Annotated in this window: 17 protein-coding genes; 8 read left to right on the plus strand and 9 right to left on the minus strand. The window is 66.6% G+C overall.

What is annotated here, in order from left to right:
- The first annotated feature begins 120 nt into the window (after nucleotides 1-120).
- The 5 genes from ACFQ2S_RS10960 to ACFQ2S_RS10980 all read left to right on the plus strand — a co-directional run bounded on the left by ACFQ2S_RS10960 (nucleotide 121) and on the right by ACFQ2S_RS10980 (nucleotide 5,197).
- Nucleotides 121-1,116 (plus strand): hypothetical protein, encoded by a 996-nt coding sequence (locus ACFQ2S_RS10960; RefSeq protein WP_386074496.1) that lies wholly within the window; start codon nucleotides 121-123, stop codon nucleotides 1,114-1,116.
- Nucleotides 1,046-3,190, plus strand: coding sequence for a methylmalonyl-CoA mutase (scpA, locus tag ACFQ2S_RS10965; protein ID WP_386074497.1), 2,145 nt, complete (start codon nucleotides 1,046-1,048; stop codon nucleotides 3,188-3,190). The genes ACFQ2S_RS10960 and scpA overlap by 71 nt, the downstream gene beginning before the upstream one ends.
- Before the next feature lie 212 nt (nucleotides 3,191-3,402).
- Complete coding sequence (locus ACFQ2S_RS10970; RefSeq protein ID WP_386074595.1) at nucleotides 3,403-3,897, plus strand: GNAT family N-acetyltransferase; 495 nt, start codon at nucleotides 3,403-3,405, stop codon at nucleotides 3,895-3,897.
- Between the two features lie 9 nt (nucleotides 3,898-3,906).
- Nucleotides 3,907-4,578: a TerB family tellurite resistance protein gene (locus ACFQ2S_RS10975; RefSeq protein ID WP_386074498.1), complete on the plus strand. Its 672-nt coding sequence runs from the start codon at nucleotides 3,907-3,909 to the stop codon at nucleotides 4,576-4,578.
- A gap of 10 nt (nucleotides 4,579-4,588) precedes the next feature.
- Nucleotides 4,589-5,197 carry a trimeric intracellular cation channel family protein gene (locus tag ACFQ2S_RS10980; RefSeq protein ID WP_386074499.1) on the plus strand — a complete coding sequence of 203 codons (609 nt, stop codon included), beginning with the start codon at nucleotides 4,589-4,591 and terminating at the stop codon, nucleotides 5,195-5,197.
- Nucleotides 5,198-5,250: 53 nt separating this feature from the next.
- Here the strand turns inward: ACFQ2S_RS10980 and ACFQ2S_RS10985 are convergent, their stop codons facing one another.
- From ACFQ2S_RS10985 to ACFQ2S_RS11000, 4 genes are read right to left on the minus strand one after another with little or no spacing between them, the layout of a single operon-like run.
- Nucleotides 5,251-6,960: an FAD-dependent oxidoreductase gene (locus ACFQ2S_RS10985; RefSeq protein WP_386074500.1), complete on the minus strand. Its 1,710-nt coding sequence runs from the start codon at nucleotides 6,958-6,960 to the stop codon at nucleotides 5,251-5,253.
- 1 nt (nucleotide 6,961) lies between these two features.
- Entirely contained in the window at nucleotides 6,962-8,035 is a 1,074-nt protein-coding gene (locus ACFQ2S_RS10990; protein WP_386074501.1) for a thiamine pyrophosphate-dependent enzyme, read from the minus strand.
- The gene (gene porA / locus ACFQ2S_RS10995) at nucleotides 8,035-9,204 is read right to left on the minus strand and encodes a pyruvate ferredoxin oxidoreductase (RefSeq protein WP_386074502.1); all 1,170 of its coding nucleotides are present in this window, start codon (nucleotides 9,202-9,204) and stop codon (nucleotides 8,035-8,037) included. The genes ACFQ2S_RS10990 and porA overlap by 1 nt, the downstream gene beginning before the upstream one ends.
- On the minus strand, nucleotides 9,197-9,814 hold the full coding sequence (locus tag ACFQ2S_RS11000; RefSeq protein ID WP_386074503.1) for a 2-oxoacid:acceptor oxidoreductase family protein: 618 nt from the start codon (nucleotides 9,812-9,814) through the stop codon (nucleotides 9,197-9,199). The genes porA and ACFQ2S_RS11000 overlap by 8 nt, the downstream gene beginning before the upstream one ends.
- A 218-nt stretch (nucleotides 9,815-10,032) precedes the next feature.
- Here ACFQ2S_RS11000 and ACFQ2S_RS11005 point away from each other — a divergent pair, with 218 nt between their 5' ends.
- Together ACFQ2S_RS11005 and ACFQ2S_RS11010 are read left to right on the plus strand one after the other, a co-directional pair.
- A complete protein-coding gene (locus tag ACFQ2S_RS11005) occupies nucleotides 10,033-11,094 on the plus strand; it encodes an endonuclease/exonuclease/phosphatase family protein (RefSeq protein WP_386074504.1) in 1,062 nt (353 codons plus the stop codon).
- Between the two features lie 7 nt (nucleotides 11,095-11,101).
- Nucleotides 11,102-11,476, plus strand: coding sequence for a hypothetical protein (locus ACFQ2S_RS11010; RefSeq protein ID WP_386074505.1), 375 nt, complete (start codon nucleotides 11,102-11,104; stop codon nucleotides 11,474-11,476).
- Nucleotides 11,477-11,503: 27 nt separating this feature from the next.
- On the opposite strand, the gene ACFQ2S_RS11015 is transcribed toward ACFQ2S_RS11010, so the two are convergent.
- From ACFQ2S_RS11015 to ACFQ2S_RS11030, 4 genes are read right to left on the minus strand one after another with little or no spacing between them, the layout of a single operon-like run.
- Nucleotides 11,504-13,066 carry a Ppx/GppA family phosphatase gene (locus ACFQ2S_RS11015; protein WP_386074506.1) on the minus strand — a complete coding sequence of 521 codons (1,563 nt, stop codon included), beginning with the start codon at nucleotides 13,064-13,066 and terminating at the stop codon, nucleotides 11,504-11,506.
- Between the two features lie 52 nt (nucleotides 13,067-13,118).
- On the minus strand, nucleotides 13,119-15,293 hold the full coding sequence (locus ACFQ2S_RS11020) for an RNA degradosome polyphosphate kinase (protein ID WP_386074507.1): 2,175 nt from the start codon (nucleotides 15,291-15,293) through the stop codon (nucleotides 13,119-13,121).
- Nucleotides 15,294-15,350: 57 nt separating this feature from the next.
- Complete coding sequence (locus tag ACFQ2S_RS11025; protein WP_386074508.1) at nucleotides 15,351-16,025, minus strand: chromosomal replication initiator DnaA; 675 nt, start codon at nucleotides 16,023-16,025, stop codon at nucleotides 15,351-15,353.
- Nucleotides 16,025-17,113 (minus strand): AI-2E family transporter, encoded by a 1,089-nt coding sequence (locus ACFQ2S_RS11030; RefSeq protein WP_386074509.1) that lies wholly within the window; start codon nucleotides 17,111-17,113, stop codon nucleotides 16,025-16,027. Before ACFQ2S_RS11030 ends, ACFQ2S_RS11025 begins: the two co-directional genes overlap by 1 nt.
- Before the next feature lie 182 nt (nucleotides 17,114-17,295).
- On the opposite strand from ACFQ2S_RS11030, the gene proS reads away from it, so the two are divergent.
- Nucleotides 17,296-18,633, plus strand: coding sequence for a proline--tRNA ligase (proS, locus tag ACFQ2S_RS11035; RefSeq protein WP_386074510.1), 1,338 nt, complete (start codon nucleotides 17,296-17,298; stop codon nucleotides 18,631-18,633).
- Nucleotides 18,634-18,714: 81 nt separating this feature from the next.
- Here proS and ACFQ2S_RS11040 read toward each other — a convergent pair whose 3' ends face one another.
- Entirely contained in the window at nucleotides 18,715-20,028 is a 1,314-nt protein-coding gene (locus tag ACFQ2S_RS11040; RefSeq protein WP_386074511.1) for an NAD(P)/FAD-dependent oxidoreductase, read from the minus strand.
- Between the last annotated feature and the right edge of the window lie 24 nt (nucleotides 20,029-20,052).

A 20,052-nucleotide genomic window follows, 5' to 3' on the forward strand; every position in this document is an offset into this window, starting at 1 on the left:
AAATCTAAGGAAAAATCGCCGCGTGCGGGCGGGTACGGCGTCCTTAACGGCCCGGAAATGCGTGGCGGGCTATGGCTGGGAGGCGCCGAATGGGCGCATGTTCCAAGCCAGTGGTCCCATATGGATGTATCTCTCCACCTCGGTGCGCATCGAACGGGCGTCACCACCTTTCAGCACTTTCTGCGCCGAAATGCGCCGAGCCTGCGCCGGATGGGCCTTGCGGCCTGGCTGGCGCCGGACACCCGCCGCGGCATGATGTCCGCCCTTGTGCGGAGGCCGGAAGCGGTATCGCTCATCGACGAGCGCGTCGGCCGCCGCTCGCTGCGTGCAATGCGCCTGAGGCAGGAGCGGCTGGCGCGGCACGGCGTTCGTCGGCTGATCGTCAGCGAGCCGGCGATGATCGGGATGCCGGCGCAATGCCTTGTCCAGGAGCGGCTCTATCCCTGGCCGGGCGAGCGGCTGGGCCGTTTCCTGCCCGCGTTCGAGGACCGTTGCGACCGGATCGTGCTGACGATTCGCGCCTACGACCGGTTCTGGGCCTCGCTGATGGCGCAGGCCGTGGTCTGCGGACATCCGCTGCCCTCGCGCGCGCTGCTCGACCGGCTGGTCCTGCAACCCCTGCGCTGGCGCCGGTTGGTGGAGGAGGTGTCGGCCTGTTTTCCCCAGGCCGAGATCCTCGTGCTGCCCTTCGAACGCCTTGCAGGCATGCCAGAGCGACAGCTTGCCGCAATGACGGGGCGACCTTTGCCCCTGGGCGTCGCAGGGCACATGGCAGGCGTGCGAGATTGGCATCGCCGCAGCCCTTCTACACCGCATCTGGGCAGGGTATTATCCGACCATAGCGGCTCTTTGCCCAGCCCCCTGTCGGTGGATGTGACCGGCCGATGGCAGCCGTTCGACGATGTCCAGCGTGCGGCCTTCGCCGAACACTACGCCGAAGATCTTGCCTGGTTGCGCTCCGGTGCGAACGGGCGTGCAACCCTCATCGCGACCGCAGACGCCAACGAGCTGCGCCCGGTGGACAGGACAGAAGGAAGACAGCCCGATGACCGAAAAACAGCTACCACAGGAGTGGGCGGCACTGGCCACGAAGGAGCTGCGTGGCCGCTCTCTTGACGACCTGACCTGGAACACGCTCGAAGGGATCCGGGTCAAGCCGCTCTACACGGCCGAAGACACCGCGGGTCTCGCGCATATGGGCACCCTGCCCGGCTTCGAGCCGTTCACCCGGGGCGTCAAGGCGACGATGTACACGGGCCGCCCGTGGACGATCCGCCAGTACGCCGGCTTCTCCACCGCCGAGGAGTCGAACGCCTTCTACCGCAAGGCACTCGCTGCCGGCCAGCAGGGCGTCTCGGTCGCCTTCGATCTCGCCACGCACCGCGGCTATGACAGCGATCACCCCCGCGTCGAGGGCGATGTCGGCAAGGCCGGCGTGGCAATCGACAGCGTCGAGGACATGAAGATCCTGTTCGACGGCATCCCGCTCGACAAGATATCCGTCTCCATGACCATGAACGGCGCGGTTATTCCGGTGCTGGCCAACTTCATCGTCGTGGGCGAGGAACAGGGGCACGACCGCAAGGTGCTCTCCGGGACCATCCAGAACGACATCCTCAAGGAGTTCATGGTCCGCAACACCTATATCTATCCGCCCGAGCCCTCGATGCGGATCATCGGAGACATCATCGAATACACCTCGAACGAGATGCCGAAGTTCAACTCGATCTCCATCTCGGGCTACCACATGCAGGAGGCCGGCGCGAACCTGGTGCAGGAGCTGGCCTACACCCTGGCGGACGGGCGCGAATACGTGCGCACCGCGATCAAGGCCGGGATGGAGGTCGACAAGTTCGCAGGGCGTCTGAGCTTCTTCTTCGCCATCGGCATGAACTTCTTCATGGAGGCGGCCAAGCTGCGCGCTGCGCGCACGATCTGGGCCCGCGTGATGGACGAGTTCGGCGCCAAGGATCCGCGCTCCAAGATGCTGCGCACCCACTGCCAGACCTCGGGCGTCAGCCTGGCCGAGCAGGACCCGTACAACAACGTCATCCGCACCGCCTACGAGGCGATGTCGGCAGCACTCGGCGGCACCCAGTCGCTGCATACGAACGCGCTCGACGAGGCCATTGCCCTGCCGACCGAGTTCTCGGCCCGCATCGCCCGGAACACCCAGATCATCCTCCAGGAAGAGACCGGCGTGACCAAGGTCGTCGACCCGCTGGCCGGTTCTTACTACGTCGAGGCGCTGACCGCCGAACTGGTCGAGAAGGCTTGGGCGCTGATGGAAGAGGTCGAGGAGATGGGCGGCATGACGGCCGCCGTGAACTCCGGCATGCCGAAGCTCCGCATCGAGGAATCCGCCGCCAAGCGCCAGGCGATGATCGACCGTGGCCAGGAAGTGATCGTCGGCGTCAACAAGTACAAGCTGGCCGAGGAAGCGGAGATCGACATCCTCGACGTCGACAACGTCGCCGTTCGCGCGAGCCAGATCGCCCGCATCGAGAAGGTGCGCGCGGCGCGTGACGAGGCGGCCTGCCAGGCCGCGCTGGACGAGATCACCCGCCGGGCGACAGAGGGCGGCAACCTGCTGGAAGCCGCCGTCGCGGCATCGCGCGCCCGGGCAACGGTTGGAGAGATCAGCATGGCGATGGAGAAGGTGTTCGGACGCCACCGGGCCGAGGTCAAGACGCTTGCCGGCGTCTACGGCGCGGCCTACGAGGGCGACGACGGCTTTGCCGCGATCCAGAAATCGGTGGAGGACTTCGCCGAGAAGGAAGGTCGGCGGCCACGGATGCTCGTCGTCAAGATGGGCCAGGACGGCCACGACCGTGGCGCCAAGGTGATCGCGACGGCCTTTGCCGACATCGGTTTCGACGTCGACGTGGGCCCCCTGTTCCAGACCCCCGAAGAAGCCGCGCAGGACGCCATCGACAACGACGTCCACATCATCGGCATCTCCAGCCAGGCCGCCGGTCACAAGACGCTGGCGCCTCGGCTGATCGAGGAGCTGAAGAAGCAGGGCGCCGAGGACATCATCGTGATCTGCGGCGGCGTGATCCCGCACCAGGATTACGAGTTCCTCTACAACGCCGGGGTCAAGGCGATCTTCGGGCCGGGAACGAACATTCCCTCCGCCGCGCAGGATATCCTGAACCTCATCGGCGCGCCGAAGGAGACGGCTGCCTGACCCGCCCCTTGCCATCGGCACGGGAAACGGAGAAACGAAAGGGGCGCGCCCGGCAAGGGCGCGCCTCTTGCTTTGGAGGCGGGCTTGCTTGAATTCCAAGATCGCGCGGCTGCGGCGCTCCGGCTCGGGGCCGGAACCGCGCCAGGTATCCGGCGTCATCCTTCCGAAAGCCGCGCTTCGGCGCTGGTACCTGCGCCGTGGGGTGTCCGGTGATCGTGCGGCCGGCGGTGCCGGCCGATGCGCAAGCCATCGTGGACATCATCAACCCCATCGTGCGCGAGACGACGATCTCCTTTTCGACCGAGGAGAAGACGGCAGAGGAATTCGCCGCGCTGATTGCCGGTGGACGGCCGGTCTGGGTGTCGGAGCACGAGGGGCGGATCACCGGTTACGCGACCTCCTTCCAGTTCCGCAACGGACCGGGGTATGCCCGCACGCTGGAGCACAGCATCGCCCTCGCCCCCGGCGGGCGCGGTCACGGCGCCGGGCGTGCGCTCATGGCCGCGTTGGAGCGCCATGCCGCCGCGAACGGGGCGCACAGCATCTTTGCCGGGGTCAGCGCCGAGAACCACGCGGGCTTCGCATTCCATGCCGCGATCGGCTTCCGGGAGGTTGCCCGGCTGCCCCGGGTCGGTTGGAAATTCGGCCGCTGGCTCGATCTTGTGCTGATGCAGAAATTCCTGTCGGACCCCGAACAGGGCGGATAGGGTGCGCCCATGTCGATCTGGAGTCGCATATCCGACGCGCTGTCCGCGCTGGCGTCCGGGGAGCCGCTGTCCGACGTCTTCGACCGGCTGCGCACGCCGCCGGAGCGGAGCGTCGCCTTCGCCATCGCGGTAATTGCCCTTGGCGCCAAGCTTGCAAAGGCCGACGGGACGGTGACTCGCGACGAGGTGCGCGCCTTCCGCGAAGTGTTCATCATTCCCGAGAGCGAGGAGGCCAACGCCGCTCGCGTCTTCAACCTCGCCCGACAGGACGTGGCCGGGTACGATGTATATGCCCGGCGGATCGCCTCGCTTTTCGAGGACGGGCACGAGGTTCTGCACGACCTCATGGAAGGACTGTTTCACATCGCCACCGCGGATGGCAGCTACCACGAGGCCGAGAACGAGGTGCTGCTCCAGGTGGCGACGATCTTCGGGCTGAGCGAGCGCGAGTTCCGCAGTCTTCGGGCGCGGTCGGTGCCCGATGCCGCGCCCGATCCCTACGACGTGCTCGGCGTTACGCCGGACATGCCGATGGCCGAGATCCGCCGCGCCTGGAGCCGGGCGGTGCGGGAAAGCCATCCGGACCGGATGATTGCGCGCGGCGTGCCGGAGGAGGCCGTGCGATTGGCCGAACAGCGGCTGATCGCGATCAACCGGGCCTGGGAAGAAATCTCCGCGTGAGGGAGGGGGCGTGACGCTCGAATATCTCAGCCTCGGCCTGATGGTCCTGGCCACCGCCGTCATGGCCGCCTCGGCCGCGATCCAGGCAGTCCGCCACGGGCTCGACCTGTTCGGCGCGACGGTTTTAGCCATCGCCGCAGCGCTTGGCGGCGGGACGGTGCGCGACATGCTGCTGGGCAAGTTGCCGGTCTTCTGGATCAACGACCTGACCTTCATTCTCACCACCGTTCCGGTTGCCATCGCCGGGTATTTCGTCGCCACGCGGATGGCCGCGGGAAATGGCCTGCGGCTGGCGTGGCTGATGCGGCTCGATGCAATGGGGCTCGCGCTCTTCACGCTGATGGGGGTGCGGGTGGCGCAACAGGCGGACACATCGGCGATCATCGCGGTGATCATCGGCTGCATCACCGGAACCGTTGGCGGGATGATCCGCGACCTGCTGTGCAATGTGACCCCGCTGGTGTTGAAGCAGGATCTCTACGCCACGATCTCGCTGGCCGGGGGCGCGCTCTACCTGCTGCTGCTGGAAGTCGTGCCCGAAGGCCCGGCGGCGGCGATCAGTTTTGCCGCGATGCTGGGCGTGCGGCTGCTGGTGCTGGCCCGGCAGCGTCCGGAATAGAACGGGGCGTCCGGTGGCCCGCGCCGAACGCCCCTGTCGTCTTTCCGCGAGGCTCAATCGCCCTCGTGCCAGGTATCCTCGGCCATCTGGATGAAGCCCGTCGGGCATTCCTTGGCGCAGATGCCGCAGCCCTTGCAGAAATCCAGATCGAACACGTAATGCGACCCGTCGGACGCCAGCTCCGCCGTCTTGATCACCGCGTTATCGGGACACATGACCCAGCAATTGTCGCAGGCCAGGCAATTGCCGCAGCTCAGGCAGCGCGTGGCCTCCCGCAGGGCGGCCATCCGGCCGATGTCGCCCTCGATCTCGGCTTCGAACGTCCGCTCTGCCACCGGCAGCTTGGGCACGGCGATGCGGGAGATGCGGCCAAAGTAGACCGGGTTGAGGCCGCTTGCCGGCATCTCCGGGCGCGCGTCCTCGACCGGGTCCGGCCGGCCCTGAAGCCGCGCCGCGATCGCCTCCACCGCCAACCGCCCGTCACCGATCGCCTCGGCCACGGTGCCGCGGTCGCCGCGGGCGTCGCCGATGGCGTGGACGTTTTCCTGCGGCGTCCGGCTCCAGCGGTCCTGGGCGTCGAGATAGTGCCAGCGGTTTAGCAGGTTGTGCATCCCATCGGGGTTCACGCGTTCGCCGATGCAGGGAATTACCATGTCCACCGACACCACGCGCTCGGTGCCCTCGAACTGCACCCGGTGCATGCGCCCATCGGTGCCCGGCAGCTTCTTGAGCGAGACGATCTCGACCCCGGTCATTCGACTGCCCTTCATGATCAGGCGCTTCACGGTGGCGTGTTCGATGATCTCGATGCCTTCCTCGAGCGCCTCTTCCAGCTCGCGCGGGACGACGTTGATAAGGTCGGAGGGATCGGTGTCCGGGCCGGGCAGGGCCGAGGCGGTGATCAGGGTCACGTCATCGACGCCATAGCGCTTCATCAGCCGGCAGAGGTCGATGGCTGTGTTGCCGCCGCCGTGGACAGCCACGCGCTTGGCTTCCGGGAATTCGCCGTGGTCCATGAACTCGCGCAGAAGGTGCAGGCCCTCGTGCAGGTCGGTGGGCACGGCGCCGTCGATGTTCCATTCCTTGCTCAGCCCGCAGCCCGGCGAGAGGATGACCGCGGCGTGGCTGTGTCGTAGTTCGTCGAGCATCACGTCGCGCCCCAGCCTGCAGCGCAGGTTGAGCGTGATCCCCGGCAGGGCGAGCAGCCGGTTGATCTCGGCGTCGAGTGCCGTGCGCGGCAGGCGCGTGGGAGGGATCGCCGAACGCAGCAGGCCGCCCGCCTCGGGGAGAGCCTCGAAGATCTCGGCCCGGAGCCCGTTGCGGACGCAGTGATAGGCCGCCGAGAGCCCACCGGGTCCGGAGCCGACGATGGCGACGCAGGGCGCGTCGGCGGCCGGCGCCTCGACCGGGTAGGCCCAGCCCTTGGCCACGGCTTCATCGCCCAGCCAGCGTTCGACATTATGGATCGCCAGCGGTGTATCGATGCTCGTGCGGTTGCAGGCGGTCTCGCATGGGTGCGGGCAGACCCGGCCCGTCACCGAGGGCAGCGGGTTGGCGGAGACCAGCTCGCGCCAGGCCTCCTCGACGTGGCCTTCCTGCAGCCAGGCGAACCAGGCCTGCTGGTCCTCCCCCGCGGGGCAGGCGGCGTGGCAGGGAGCCTTGGCATGGACGTGGACGGGGCATTCGCTGGACCGCCAGTTACCAGTCTTGAATTCCAGCGAGGTGCCGGGTTCGGCATGTGCGCCTCGGTTGATGACAACCATCTCAGGCCTCCCCTGCTGCGCGGTCGCGGGCGACCTGGCTGATGCCGACGGTATCGGCCGGGTCCTCGCCTTCGCCGCGCAGGTTGAAATGCGTGATGTTGTAGTCGGCCAGCGCCTGCAGGTGGGTGAGTTCCTCCACCGCGCGCGGGTCGTCGGGCTTCATCAAGTGGCCGAAGCGGCCCTGAAGCGCGAGGTAGTCCTTCACCGGCCGCACCTCGCGGATCGGCATGACGTTGGCCAACTCGCCCCGCTCCATCTCGACGATCGGGAAGAGGCCGCATTCCACGGCACGCCGGGCGACCTCGATGGTGAGGTGGCTATCGTGTTTCCAGCCGAGCGGGCAGGGGGAGTGGACGACCAGGAAGGTCGGCCCGTTGATCCCCATGGCGTAGCGCACCTTGCGTTGCAGATCGGCGGGATAGGCCACCGAAGCGGAGGCGGAATAGGGGATGTGGTGCGCGGCGATGATGCCGAGCAGGTCCTTCTTGAGGTGCCGCTTGCCCATTCGCTCGGGCCCGGCCGGCGAAGTCGTGGTCGAGGCAGCGTGGGGCGTCGAGGACGACCGCTGGATGCCGGTGTTCATGTAGGCCTCGTTGTCGTAACAGACGTAGAGGATGTTGTGATACCGCTCCAGCATCCCCGACAGCGCCTGGAAGCCGATGTCGTAGGTACCGCCGTCGCCACCAAAGGCGAGGATCTTGGTGTTCTTGCCCTTGGCCTTCATCGCCGCTTCCATGCCGGAGGCGACTGCTGCGGAGTTTTCGAACAGGGAGTGAACCCAGGGCACCTGCCAGGCCGATTGCGGCCAGGGCGTGGTGAAGACCTCGAGGCAGCCGGTGGCATTGGCGACCATCACGTCGGGGCCGGCGCATTCCATCACCAGCCGCGCCGCCAGCGCTTCACCGCAGCCCTGGCAGGCGCGGTGTCCGCTCTCAAGCGCGCAGAACCGGGGCTGCCGGTCGCGCAGCGAGGCGCCCTGGTGGAAGGGTTTCTTCGGCTCGATGGGGTGACGCCCGAATTTCTCGCGAAGTTCGGCCAGCCGTTCGGCCCTCTGATCGGTGTCGTGGTCGCTCATCACCTGTCCTCCGGGGGCAGCATGGTCAGATCGGCATCGAAGACGGAGAATGGCGCGGCATCGGGATCCTCGATCGCCGAAAGCAGATCGCCCACGATGGTTTCCGGAATGTCCCGCCCACCGAGTCCGATGGCGTGGTTGTGGATGCGTGGCGCGTCGGGGGTGCCGTAGAGCACCGCCTTTATCTCTGTTCCGAGGATACCGCCTAGACCGGGAGAGATCGCCCGGTCGATGACGATCAGGTGGTCCAGCCCACGTGTCGCTTCCCGCAGCGCCTCTTCCGGCAGTGGCCGGAACGCGCGCAACTTGATGAGCCGGACGCTGGCGCCCTCAGCCCTGGTGAGGCCCGAGCGCAGGGTGCCGACGGTGGAGCCCATGGCGATGATGCCGATCTTCGCGTCCTTCGGCCCTTCCGTGGTCAGCAGCCCGCCGCAGCCGCGCTTGAAGGCGCGCGCCCAGGAGCGGTCTGTCTTTTCGATCACTGGCAGGGCCTTGGTCACGGCGGCGTGGTGGGAATGGCGCACTTCGGGGAAGAAGTCGGGCCCGACCAGCGCGCCCAGCGACTTGGGGTCGCTCGGATCGAGCGCGCGTTTGAACTCGAAGGGCGGCAGCCACTTTCGGACCTGCGCGATGGTGGGGATGTCGATCACCTCCATCGTGTGGGTCAGCACGAAACCGTCCATGCAGACCATCACCGGCAGGTCGGTTTCCTGGCTGATCCGGAACGCCTGGATCGTGGTGTCCACGGCTTCCTGGTTGTTCTCGCAATGGATCTGGATCCAGCCGCTGTCGCGCACCGCCATGCTGTCGGCATGGTCGTTCCAGATGTTGAGCGGCGCGGAGACGGCGCGGTTTGCCACCGTCATCACCAGCGGGATGCGCATCCCCGCGATGTTGAACAGCACTTCGGCCATCAACAGCACGCCCTGCGAGGACGAGGCTGTATAGGCGCGCGCACCGGAGGCGGCGGCGCCGAGCACCACGGAGGCTGCGGAGAACTCGCTCTCCACGCTCACGAATTCGGTGTGCAGCTCGCCGTCTGCGACCAGCTTGGAGAGGTTCTCGACGATATGGGTCTGCGGGGTGATCGGGTAGGCGGCGACGACGTCGGGCTCGCAGAGCGCTACCGCGCGGGCGATGGCCTGGCTTCCTTCGAGGGCTTCACGCATCTTCGCTCTCCTTCCAGGCGCCGGCGGGAACCATGCCCGCCACGGCGTCGACCAGCGCGAGGTTCTTTTCCAGGACCGCGCCCTTGAACCGGCCCTTCAGCGCGGCCGCCAGCGCCTCGACCGGCAAGTGCCCGGTCATCGTCAGGAAGGCGGCGAGCAGGGCGGTGTTGGGGATCGGCCGGCCGATGTAGTCGAGGGCCAGCTCGGTCGCCGGGATGCACTTCGTCCTGCAGGAGAACGCCTCCGCCACATCCTCGTCCGAGCGGCGGGAGTTCACGATCATCGCGCCTCCCGGCTTCAGCCCGTCGGTGATCCCCCTGTCGAGCAGCAGCGTGTCGTCCTGCACGATCAGGAAGTCCGGCGTGCGGACCTGGCTGCGCAGGTGGATCGGTTGATTGTCTATGCGGACGAAGGCGGTGACTGGCGCACCGCGTCGCTCCGCGCCGAAGGACGGGAACGCCTGACAGGTGTGCCCAGCCTCAAAAGCCGCCGAAGCAAGCAGGTAGGCGGCTGCCACGCTGCCCTGTCCCCCGCGGCCATGGATGCGATATTCGATCATGGTGGCGGAACGGTAGGGGCGAGCCGTTGCGCGAACAATGACCAAAGTCATTGTCTGTTCCGCGGTTTTCGAAACCCCGTCAGACCGTTAGCGCTCCAAATCGCCAGTGCGACTGCGGCCTTGCATGGATCTGTCGTGGTAGCGCCGAAGGTCTTTGTGATTGATGCGAGGGCGGTTTCGCGGCAGCGTCCGCCCCGAAGAGCCGGGATGGCGCGGAACGCACCCGGCAGGACGGTGTGATTCGCGCGCCGGGCCGGGTGGAGAAACGGATGCGCATCGCGACCTACAACGTCGAATGGATGAACGCGCTGTTCGACGACGACGGTGAACCGCTGGCGGACGAAGAATGGTCGGCCCGTTACAACGTCACCCGCGCAGGACAGCTCGAGGCGCTCGGTATCGTGTTCGCGGCGCTCGATGCCGATGCCGTGCTGATCGTCGAGGCGCCGGACACCAACCGCCGCCGTAGCACGGTCCGGGCGTTGGAGAGGTTCGCGGAGGTGTTCAATCTGCGCCAGCGGCGGGCTGTGATCGGCTTCCAGAACCATACCGAGCAGGAGATCGCGCTGCTTTTCGATCCAGACGTGCTGACGGCGGAGCATGCACCGCTGGGGGAGTTTGCCGGCAAGAAGGGCGCGGGGGACGCGCCGCGCTTCGACGGCTCCTTCCAGATCGACCTCGATATCGACGCGACGCTGGACGTGGTGCAGTTTTCCAAGCCGCCGCTGGAGCTGGCGCTGCGGACGACCGAGGGCTTTGCCTTCCGGATGATCGGCGTGCACGTGAAGTCCAAGGCCCCGCACGGCGCGCGGGGCAGCGCCGAGATCATGCGCCGCGCCATCGCCAACCGTCGCAAGCAGCTCGCGCAATGCATCTGGCTGCGGCAGCGGGTGGATGAACTCATCGCCGCCGGCGATCCGCTGATCGTGCTGGGGGATTTCAACGACGGTCCGGGGCTCGACGAATACGAGGAGCTGTTCGGCCGCTCGGGGGTAGACATCGTGCAGGGTCTGGAGCGCCCGACGCCGGAGCAGCTTTACGATCCGCATGCGCATCCGGCCCTCCTCCGCCCGACCGCGGCGCGGCCCTCCACGGCGCGGTTCTTCAATGACGTGGAGAAGCGGTATTTCTCGGCGCTGCTGGACTACGTGATGATCTCGCAGCCGCTGCGCCAGTACGCGCCCGACTGGCGGATCTGGCATCCGTTCGACGATCCGCGGATCTTTCGGGTGCCGGAGCTACGCGATGCGCTTCTCGATGCCTCCGATCACTTCCCTGTGACGCTCGACCTCGACCTGCGCGCTTCCGCGACGGGGGGCGGGCCGCTATAGTGAGTGCATGATCCGCATATGCCGCCTCGCCCTCGTGCTCAGTCTCTCGCTCGCGCCTTTCGGTGCGACGGCACAGGACGCGCCTGCCGAAGATGGTGAGTTCAAGGAAGGGTTCAGCCTGATCGAGGAGGGGGCCAAGCTGCTGCTGCGCGGCCTGACTGACGAGATCGAGCCGCTGATGGAGGACCTCGCGACCGAGATGGAGCCCAAGCTGCGGGCCTTCGCCGAGGATTTCATGCCGATGCTGGACGAATTCTCGGACCTGATCGGCGACCTCGATATGTACCATCCGCCCGAGAAGCTGCCGAACGGCGACATCATCCTGCGCCGCAAGACGCCTCTGGAAGTGCCCCCGGCGGAAGACGTCGAAGTCGATATCTGATCTCCCGATCCCGTTCAGGTATCAAAATTATTCCGGTTGAATTGACGGACGCGCCTTGGTCAGCGTCACGCTGGTCTCTACCCCCAAGGCCCGCGCCAGCGATGCGAAGCGGGCCACGGCCACCTCGCCGAACAGCGACGCCGAGGCCGGCGGCAGGCACAGTTCAAGGGTCATCTTCTTGGATCTGTAACGGAAAAATCCCATGCCTTCGGGGTTGGCGAAGGAGAACATCGCGCCGAAGCGCATCGCCTTTCCCAGTACCTCCGCCTCCTGCACCAGCCGCTCGTCGAGCATCTCGAGCAGCGGGGCGAACTGGCTGCCCGGTCGCGCATTACGATAGCGGTGCGCCAGCGCGAGACCGAGGAACACCCGCCCCTGATGATCCACCCCGCCGAGATTGCCCCGCGTGGCGCTGTCGAAACAGACCTCGGCGCGGTAGTCGGGATGCGCCCGCCAGTTGATGTCGTGCAGCAGGCAGGCTGCCTCGATCCACCGCCGGTCGGCCCGCGGGCGCGGAAACAGCGGCTTGATGAAGTCGTGCAGCACATGGCCGAAGCCGGGTAGGCGGGCGGACATGGCCTCCGAGTAGCGGGCGGCCTCGATCAGCGGGTCGCGCGAACGGATCCGGTGCGGCATCTGCTCGTAAAGCAGGCCCTCACGGATGCCGTAACCGGAGGTCACCACCTCCCGGATGCCAAAGGTGGACATCAGCCGCCGCAGAACTTCGCCCGCCATCGGCACCAGCGAGATCCGCGCCGAGGACAGCCTGGCCTGCTGGCGCAGAACTTCCAGATCCTGACCGTCGATCCAGTCGAGCGTCTCGCGGATCGATTTCGGAGTCATCCGATAATCGTGCAGCACCGACAGCGGGTAATCCTTACGCACCATGTCCAGCCGCGCGATCGCCCGCCAGGAACCGCCGACGAGATAGAGCCGATCATGCCGCTCGATCCGTTCGGCGAGCTCGGCCATGACCGTCTTGATCTCCTTGTTGCGGGCCTTCTTGCCGCCACCCATGGTGGACAGGCGAAGCGGACCTAGCGGAGAGGTGGCGCGTTCCCAGACGCGACCGCCCTCGATCCGGGCCAGCTCCATCGAGGAGCCGCCGATGTCGCAGACCAGCCCCGCGGCATCCGGCCAGCCGAGCAGGACGCCCTGGGCCGACAGCCGTGCCTCTTCCTCGCCGTCGATCACATGGATGGTCTGGCCGGTTTCCTTCTCGACCAGCGCGCGGAATTCGTCGCCATCGCTGGCGACGCGAACGGCGGCCGTGGCGACGGCGGTCAGCGGGGCGATGCCCATGCCTTCGGCCAGGGTCGAGAAGCGTTTGATCGCGGAGAGCGCGCGGTCGCGGCCTTCGGCATTGAGCGTGCCTGTCCGGTCCAGGCCAGCGCCGAGGCCGGCCATGACCTTTTCGTTGTAGAAATAGGCTGGGCTGCGGGCCGCGCCGTCGAAGACGACCATGCGGATGGAGTTGGAGCCCACATCGAGCACACCGACCCGGGAAAGCGCGCGCGCGGCCGGATCGGTGAAGATCGGTCTGCCGAAGGGTCCCCAGTCGCCATGCGGTTCGGGTATCCCGTCGTCCATGTCGGTCTCCGTTGTCGTGCCACCAGACATTGCGCAGGGCGTGACGCCGAGGTCAATCCTTGCTGTGCGTAAGTTCCGGCACGTCGGCCGCGCCTGCCGAGCCCCGGCCGGAGAGAGACGGGTTCTCGAGGAAGAACTTGTGACAGCTGAAGCCGGTGTCGCCCTCGCCGATCGGGTGTCGAGTGAAGGTGCCATCGGGGTTCAGCACCCAGCTCTGCGCTTCATCGGCCATGTTGGCGGCCATGATCTGGCTGACGATCTGCGCCTTGACGGTGGCGTTGGTGGTCTCGACCAGCGTTTCCACCCGGCGGTTGAGGTTCCGCCCCATCCAGTCGGCGGAAGAGATGAAGACCCGTGCGCGCTTGTTCGGAAGGCCGGCGCCGTTGCCGAAGCAGACGATTCGGGAGTGCTCCAGGAACCGGCCGACAATGGATTTGACGCGGATGTTCTCGCTGAGCCCCTTGATGCCCGGGCGCAGGCCGCAGATGCCACGGATCACCAGGTTGATCTTCACCCCGGCCTGGCTGGCGGCGTAGAGCGCATCGATCACCTCCGGCTCGATCAGGGAGTTCATCTTGGCCCAGATTTCGGCGGGCTTGCCGGCGCGGGCGAAATCGGCCTCGCGGGCGATCATCTCGAGCAGGCGCGGCTTCAGCGAATGCGGTGAGATCGCGAGGTTCTCCAGCACCTCCGGCTGCGCGTAGCCGGAGAGGTAGTTGAAGACCTTGGTCGCGTCGCGGCCGAGCGCGTCGTCGCAGGTAAAGAAGCTGAGGTCGGTGTAGATTTTGGCGGTGATCGGGTGGTAGTTGCCGGTGCCGTAATGGGTGTAGGTCACCAGCCGGTCGCCCTCGCGCCGGACCACGGTGCTGATCTTGGCGTGAGTCTTGTAGTTGGTGAACCCGTAGACGACATGCGCCCCGGACCGTTCCAGCTTGCGCGACTGGCGGATGTTGGCCGCCTCGTCAAACCGCGCCTTGAGCTCCACCAGCGCGGTCACCGACTTGCCGTCCTCCGCCGCCTCGCAGAGCGCGGTAACGATGGGGGAATCCTTTGACGTGCGATAGAGCGTCTGCTTGATCGCGAGTACGTTGGGATCGTTCGCCGCCTGGGCCAGGAAGCGCACCACCATGTCGAAGGTCTCGTAAGGGTGATGCAGCAGCATGTCCTTCTGCTTGATCGCCGCGAACATGTCGCCTTCGTGGTCCTGGACCCTCTCCGGGACGCGCGGCGTGTAGCTCGGCCAGAGAAGATCGGGGCGGCTGTCGATCACCAGTTCCTTGAGGTCGGCGAGTCCGAGCAGGCCCTTGACCTCGACGACCTCTTCCTCGCCGATGGCCAGTTCTTCCATGATCGTCGCCCGCAGCCGTTCCGGCGCACCGGCGGTCAGCTTCATGCGGATCACCTCGCCGCGCCGGCGGCGCTTCAACGCCACCTCGAATTCGCGGACGAGATCCTCGGCCTCTTCCTCGACCTCGAGGTCGCTGTCGCGCAGCACCCGGAAGGCGCAATGCCCCTCCAGCCGATAGCCGGGGAAGAGCGAGCCGAGATGCAGAATGAGCAGGTCCTCCAGCGGCAGCACGCGATGCTCCGACGGGTCGCTCGACAGACGCACGAAACGATTGATCTGTGCCGGGATCGGCAGCAGCGCCTGGCGGGACACGCCGTCGGATTCGCGGATCAGTTGCAGCGCGAGGCAGAAGCCGGTGTTGGGGATGAAGGGGAACGGATGCGCCGGGTCGATCGCCAGCGGCGAAAGCACCGGGAACACCTGCGATAGGAAGTAATCCTGCAGAAAGGCCTTGTCGTCGCGTGTCAGCTTGGAAAGCGTCAGGATCCGGATGCCTTCGGTTTCCAGCTCCCGCTTGAGCTTGTTCCAGGTCGCCTGTTGTTCCTGAAGCAGCTTCCTTGCCGTCTCGTTGATCTCGCTGAGCTGCTCCGCCGGGGTCAGCCCGTCGGCGGCGGGAATGGTGTGCCCCTCCCGCGCCAGCTCGCGCAGGCCCGCGACGCGGACGGTGTAGAACTCGTCCAGGTTGGTGGCCGAGATCGAGACGAAGCGCACGCGTTCGAGCAGCGGCACCTTCGGATTGGTCGCCTCCTCGAGCACCCGCCAGTTGAACGCGACCCAGGAAAGCTCGCGGTTGAAGAAACGTTTGGGCCCGGTGATATGGGCGGCGGGAATCTCGACGGGTTCGGGAAAGGGAGCGTTCAGAAAATCGGCCTGGGTCATGGGTTCCTGCTGGATATCCGCGTGAACGGTCATCGTGAAATCGATGCCGTGTCGCCCCTATGTAGCCGGATCGTCAAACCGCTCCAAGACGTCTGCCGCCAGTTTCGGCCCGACTGCCCGCCCGGTCCGCAGCGCCTCGGCATCCAGAGCGGCCACCACGCGCCCGGCCGCCGCGAAAGAGCGGTCCATCCGGCGCAGCAGCCAGGGCAGCAGGCTCGGCTGCGGCGTGATCTGCCGGTCGGCGAAGAGCTTCAGCAGCACCGCCTGAAGCAGCATGTCGTCGGGCTCCTCGAGCCGCACGCTCGGCGTGCCTTGCATCCGGCTGGCGAGGTCGGGCAGCGCGATCTGCCACAGCGCTGGTGGGGTCGTGCCGGTCAACAGCAAGCGCCCGCCCTCGGCCAGCACAAGGTTGTGCCAGTGAAACAGCGCGGTTTCGGCGTCCCTGTCGCCGGCGATGGCGGGCACGTCCTCGATGGCGAGATGCCCGGGCGCGGGATCACGCTGCAGCAGGTCCTGTGCCGAGAGGATCCGTGCGCCGCTCGCCTCGGCCCAGACATGCACGAGGTGGGTCTTTCCGGCGCCCTCGTCGCCGATCAGCGCGAGCTTGCCGGCGGGCCAGTGCTGCCACCGGTCGATCTCGGCCACGGCCATGGCATTCGCTTCGGTCACGAAGAAATCCTCGCGCCCGCTCGCCATCCGAACCGGCAGATCGAAGGTCAGCTGTCGGCTCATCACTGGTCTTCTGGATCGACGGTGTCGGGCTGGCGGCCCGACACGCCCTGGTAGAGCCGGCCATGCTTGTACTGCTCGATGGCGAAGCGCACGATCACGCCGATGGCTGCCGCAACGGGCACCGCGACCAGCATCCCCACGAACCCGAAGAGCGAACCGAAGACCGACAGCGCCAGCAGCAGCCAGACCGGGTGCAGACCGACCGAGTTGCCCACCAGCTTGGGGGTCAGCACGTTGCCCTCGAGAAACTGGCCGGAAAAGAAGATCGCCGCGACTATGGCGATCATCGTCCACTCCCCCCAGAACTGGAACAGCGCCAGCCCGATGGCCAGCGCCCCGCCGACCAGCGCCCCGATGTAGGGGATGAAGGTCAGCAGCCCTGCGAGCGCGCCGACGACGATCCCGAAGTCCAGCCCCACCAGCACCAGCCCGATGCAATAGTAGATCCCGAGCAGCAGGCAGACGGTGCCCTGTCCGCGGATGAACCCGGCGAGGGTGCGGTCGATCTCGCCGGCGAGCCTCCGGATGACCGGCGCATGGTCGCGTGGCAGTAGCTCGTCCACACGGGTCACCAGCTTGTCCCAGTCGAGCAGCAGGTAGAAGGCGACGACCGGCACCACGACCAGCAGCATCACCACGCTGAAAAGGCTGCTTACGGAGCCCATGACCCCGTCCAGAAAGGCGGCCCCCTTGGAGGAGATCACATTGCCAAGCGAAGACAGCGATTGCCGGATCGTGGAATCGGATTCCGCGAGCGTCGGGAACCGCTCGGTCAGGAAGCTCTGCAGGTCCTGGAAGAGCGTAGGCACCGTGGCGAACAGCCGCGTCGTCTGCTCGGCCAGCGTCGGGATCACGAGCAGGATCGACAGGACGAAGATCATCACCGACACGAGTGTTATGATCGACACCGAGGCCGCCCGCGACAGGCCGCGCGCCTCCAGCCAGTCGGCCAGCGGGTCCAGCAGATAGGCGATCGCCGCGCCCAGCACGAAGGGCAGGATCACGTCGCCAAGCAGCCACATCAGCGCGAGGAACACCACCGCGACAATGCTCCAGATCTTGACCTGAGATCGTTGGGTCAGGGCCATGGTTGCTCCTTTCATCCGCGGGTTTCGCGCAAGCTACGGCATTTTGCAAGCGAACCGCATGTCAGGTTGGCGCCGCACGGACCTATCTCCTGTTGGAAAATATCCTCCGGGGAGTGCGGGGGGTGGAAAACCCCCCGCCCTTTGCGTAACGGAGAGCGGAACGTGAATTTGGGAATCGACCAATGCGCCTGAGCCGTTACTTCCTTCCCGTCCTCAAGGAGACCCCCGCGGACGCCCAGATCGCCAGCCACCGGCTGATGCTGCGGGCCGGGATGATCCGCCAGCAATCCGCCGGCATCTATTCGTGGCTACCGCTCGGCTACCGCGTGCTGCGCCGGATCGAGCAGATCGTGCACGAGGAGCAGCAGCGCGCGGGCCATATCCCGCTGCTTATGCCGACGCTGCAGTCGGCGGACCTGTGGCGCGAATCCGGACGCTACGACGATTACGGCGAGGAGATGCTGCGCATCACCGACCGTCATGGCCGGGACATGCTCTATGGGCCGACCAACGAGGAGATGATCACCGACATCTTCCGCGCCCATGTGACGAGCTACAAGGACCTGCCGCTGACGCTCTACCACATCCAGTGGAAATTCCGCGACGAGATCCGCCCGCGCTTCGGCGTGATGCGCGGCCGCGAGTTCCTGATGAAGGACGGCTACAACTTCGACCTGACCAAGGAAGACGCGCTGCATGCCTACAACCGGCATCTCGTGAGCTACCTGCGCACCTACGAACGGATGGGCCTGCAGGCGATCCCGATGCGGGCCGACAGCGGCCCGATCGGCGGCGACGACACGCATGAATTCCTGGTGCTTGCCGAAACCGGGGAGTCCGAGGTGTTCTACGACAGCAAGGTGACCGACATCCGGCTCGGCGAGCGCGAGATCGACTACGACAGCCACGCGGAATGCCGCGCGGTAATGGAGGAGTTCACCTCGCTCTACGCCCGCACCGACGAGACCCACGACGAGGCGGTCTTCAACGAGATCCCCGAGGAGCGCCGCCGCTCCGCGCGCGGCATCGAGGTCGGCCAGATCTTCTATTTCGGAACCAAGTATTCCGAGCCGATGGGCGCGACGGTCGTGACGCAGAGCGGCGAGCGGGTGCCCGTGCACATGGGCAGCCACGGCATCGGCGTGAGCCGCCTGCTGGGCGCGCTGATCGAGGCCAACCACGACGAGAACGGCATCATCTGGCCCGAGGGCGTGACGCCATTCCACTGCGGCATCGTCAACCTGAAGCAGGGCGACGCGGAGGCCGACGCGGCCTGCGAGGACCTGTACAAGGCGTTGAAGAACAAGGGGCTGGAGCCGCTCTATGATGACCGCGAGGAACGCGCCGGCGCCAAGTTCGCGACCATGGACCTGATCGGTCTTCCGTGGCGGATCACGGTCGGGCCGCGCGGCCTCAAGAATGGTGTGGTGGAACTCACCAGCCGTCGCACCGGCGAGAGCGAGGAACTCCCGCCCGAGACCGCCGTGGCGCGGGTCGCGGAGATCTACGCCGGTCTCTGACCAAGGCCTCGCCGGGGGCGCCGCTTCGCGGCGTGCCTCCGGCGGGGATATTTGCGGACAGAAGAAGTGGGCGTGCAGCGCTCAGAGCCTGTCGCGCAGCGAGAACCAGAGCATCGCCAGCACCAGCAAGGGCGAGCGCAGGGCGCTGCCGCCGGGGAAGCGCGGGCTGGGCACGCGGGCCATCACGTCGAAGCGCTCGGCCTGGCCGGCGATGGTCTCGGCGGCGATCTGTCCGGCGAGCGTCGCCATCGCCAGCCCGTGGCCCGAGTAGCCCGACAGGCTCAGCACGTTGGTCCCGAGCCGCGCGAAATGCGGCATCCGGTTCATGGTGATCGCCAGGGTTCCGCCCCAGGCGTGGTCGAGCCGGACATCCTTCAGTTGCGGATAGATCTCCAGCATCGGCTTGCGGACCAGAGCGCGGATGTCTGAGGGGAAGCGATAGCCGTAGGTCTCGCCGCCGCCGAACAGCAGGCGGTTGTCGTCGGAGAAGCGGTAGTAGTTGACCACGAACTTGCTGTCGGCGACCGCGTAGTTCTCGCGGATCAGTGCTTCGCGGGCGGCGTCATCCATCGGTTCGGTCGCCACGATGAAGTTGTTGATCGGCATGACGCGGGTCGCGACCCGCTTGTCGAGCTTGCCGAGATAGCCGTTGCAGGCCAGCACGACATGCTCGGCGGTGACCTGCGTGGCCTCGGTCTCGATGGTGGCCGGGCTACCTTCGGAGACTCCGGTGACCCGGCTGCGTTCGAAGATGCGGGCGCCGGCGTCCCGGGCCATACGGGCGAGGCCGAGCGCCAGTTGAAACGGGTCGATATGGCCCGAACCCATGTCGAGCGTGCCGCCGGAATAGGCCGTCGAGCCGATCAGGTGTCGCATTTCCTCCGGCGGGACATAGCGGATCTGGTCGTAGCCGTATTCGTTGTTGAGCTTCTCGGCATAGGCGCGGCTGTGGCTGTCGTAGCGGGGGCGGTGGTTCGGGTGCAGCACGCCGGGATGGAACGTGGCTTCGACAGCCGGATTGCCGGCGAGAACGCGGACGAGTTCCACCGATTGCGCGGCGATGTCCCAGAGCTTCCTCGCATCGTCCTTTCCGACCAGCGATTCCAGATCGTCCTGCTCCAAGCGTTGACCCATGCCCACCTGCCCGCCGTTGCGACCGGAGGCGCCGAAGCCGACCCGCTGGGCCTCGAGCACGATTACGTCGTAACCCCGCTGGGCCAGGTGGAGCGCGGCGGAGAGGCCGGTGAAACCGGCGCCGATGACACAGACATCGCAACGCAGCGCCCCTTTCGCGGCCGGGAAGGGCGGCAGTGGGGTCGCGGCTTGCGCGTAGGAAGAGCCGGGGTATTCGCCGGGTTTGTCGTTGGCGGTCAGAAGATCGAGGGCGTGTGCCATGTCGGTGGACTCGGAGGCTGGAGG

Source organism: Tropicimonas aquimaris (assembly GCF_042676185.1).
In the GTDB taxonomy this organism is placed as follows: domain Bacteria; phylum Pseudomonadota; class Alphaproteobacteria; order Rhodobacterales; family Rhodobacteraceae; genus Tropicimonas; species Tropicimonas aquimaris.

Bases quoted from the DNA above. Each gene is read 5' to 3' on its own strand.
- ACFQ2S_RS10960 (WP_386074496.1), top strand. From the start codon at position 121: ATGGATGTATCTCTCCACCTCGGTGCGCATCGAACGGGCGTCACCACC.
- scpA (WP_386074497.1), top strand. From the start codon at position 1,046: ATGACCGAAAAACAGCTACCACAGGAGTGGGCGGCACTGGCCACGAAG.
- ACFQ2S_RS10975 (WP_386074498.1), top strand. From the start codon at position 3,907: ATGTCGATCTGGAGTCGCATATCCGACGCGCTGTCCGCGCTGGCGTCC.
- ACFQ2S_RS10985 (WP_386074500.1), bottom strand. From the start codon at position 6,960: ATGGTTGTCATCAACCGAGGCGCACATGCCGAACCCGGCACCTCGCTG.
- ACFQ2S_RS10990 (WP_386074501.1), bottom strand. From the start codon at position 8,035: ATGAGCGACCACGACACCGATCAGAGGGCCGAACGGCTGGCCGAACTT.
- porA (WP_386074502.1), bottom strand. From the start codon at position 9,204: ATGCGTGAAGCCCTCGAAGGAAGCCAGGCCATCGCCCGCGCGGTAGCG.
- ACFQ2S_RS11000 (WP_386074503.1), bottom strand. From the start codon at position 9,814: ATGACTTTGGTCATTGTTCGCGCAACGGCTCGCCCCTACCGTTCCGCC.
- ACFQ2S_RS11005 (WP_386074504.1), top strand. From the start codon at position 10,033: ATGCGCATCGCGACCTACAACGTCGAATGGATGAACGCGCTGTTCGAC.
- ACFQ2S_RS11010 (WP_386074505.1), top strand. From the start codon at position 11,102: ATGATCCGCATATGCCGCCTCGCCCTCGTGCTCAGTCTCTCGCTCGCG.
- ACFQ2S_RS11015 (WP_386074506.1), bottom strand. From the start codon at position 13,066: ATGGACGACGGGATACCCGAACCGCATGGCGACTGGGGACCCTTCGGC.
- ACFQ2S_RS11020 (WP_386074507.1), bottom strand. From the start codon at position 15,293: ATGACCCAGGCCGATTTTCTGAACGCTCCCTTTCCCGAACCCGTCGAG.
- ACFQ2S_RS11025 (WP_386074508.1), bottom strand. From the start codon at position 16,025: ATGAGCCGACAGCTGACCTTCGATCTGCCGGTTCGGATGGCGAGCGGG.
- ACFQ2S_RS11030 (WP_386074509.1), bottom strand. From the start codon at position 17,113: ATGGCCCTGACCCAACGATCTCAGGTCAAGATCTGGAGCATTGTCGCG.
- proS (WP_386074510.1), top strand. From the start codon at position 17,296: ATGCGCCTGAGCCGTTACTTCCTTCCCGTCCTCAAGGAGACCCCCGCG.
- ACFQ2S_RS11040 (WP_386074511.1), bottom strand. From the start codon at position 20,028: ATGGCACACGCCCTCGATCTTCTGACCGCCAACGACAAACCCGGCGAA.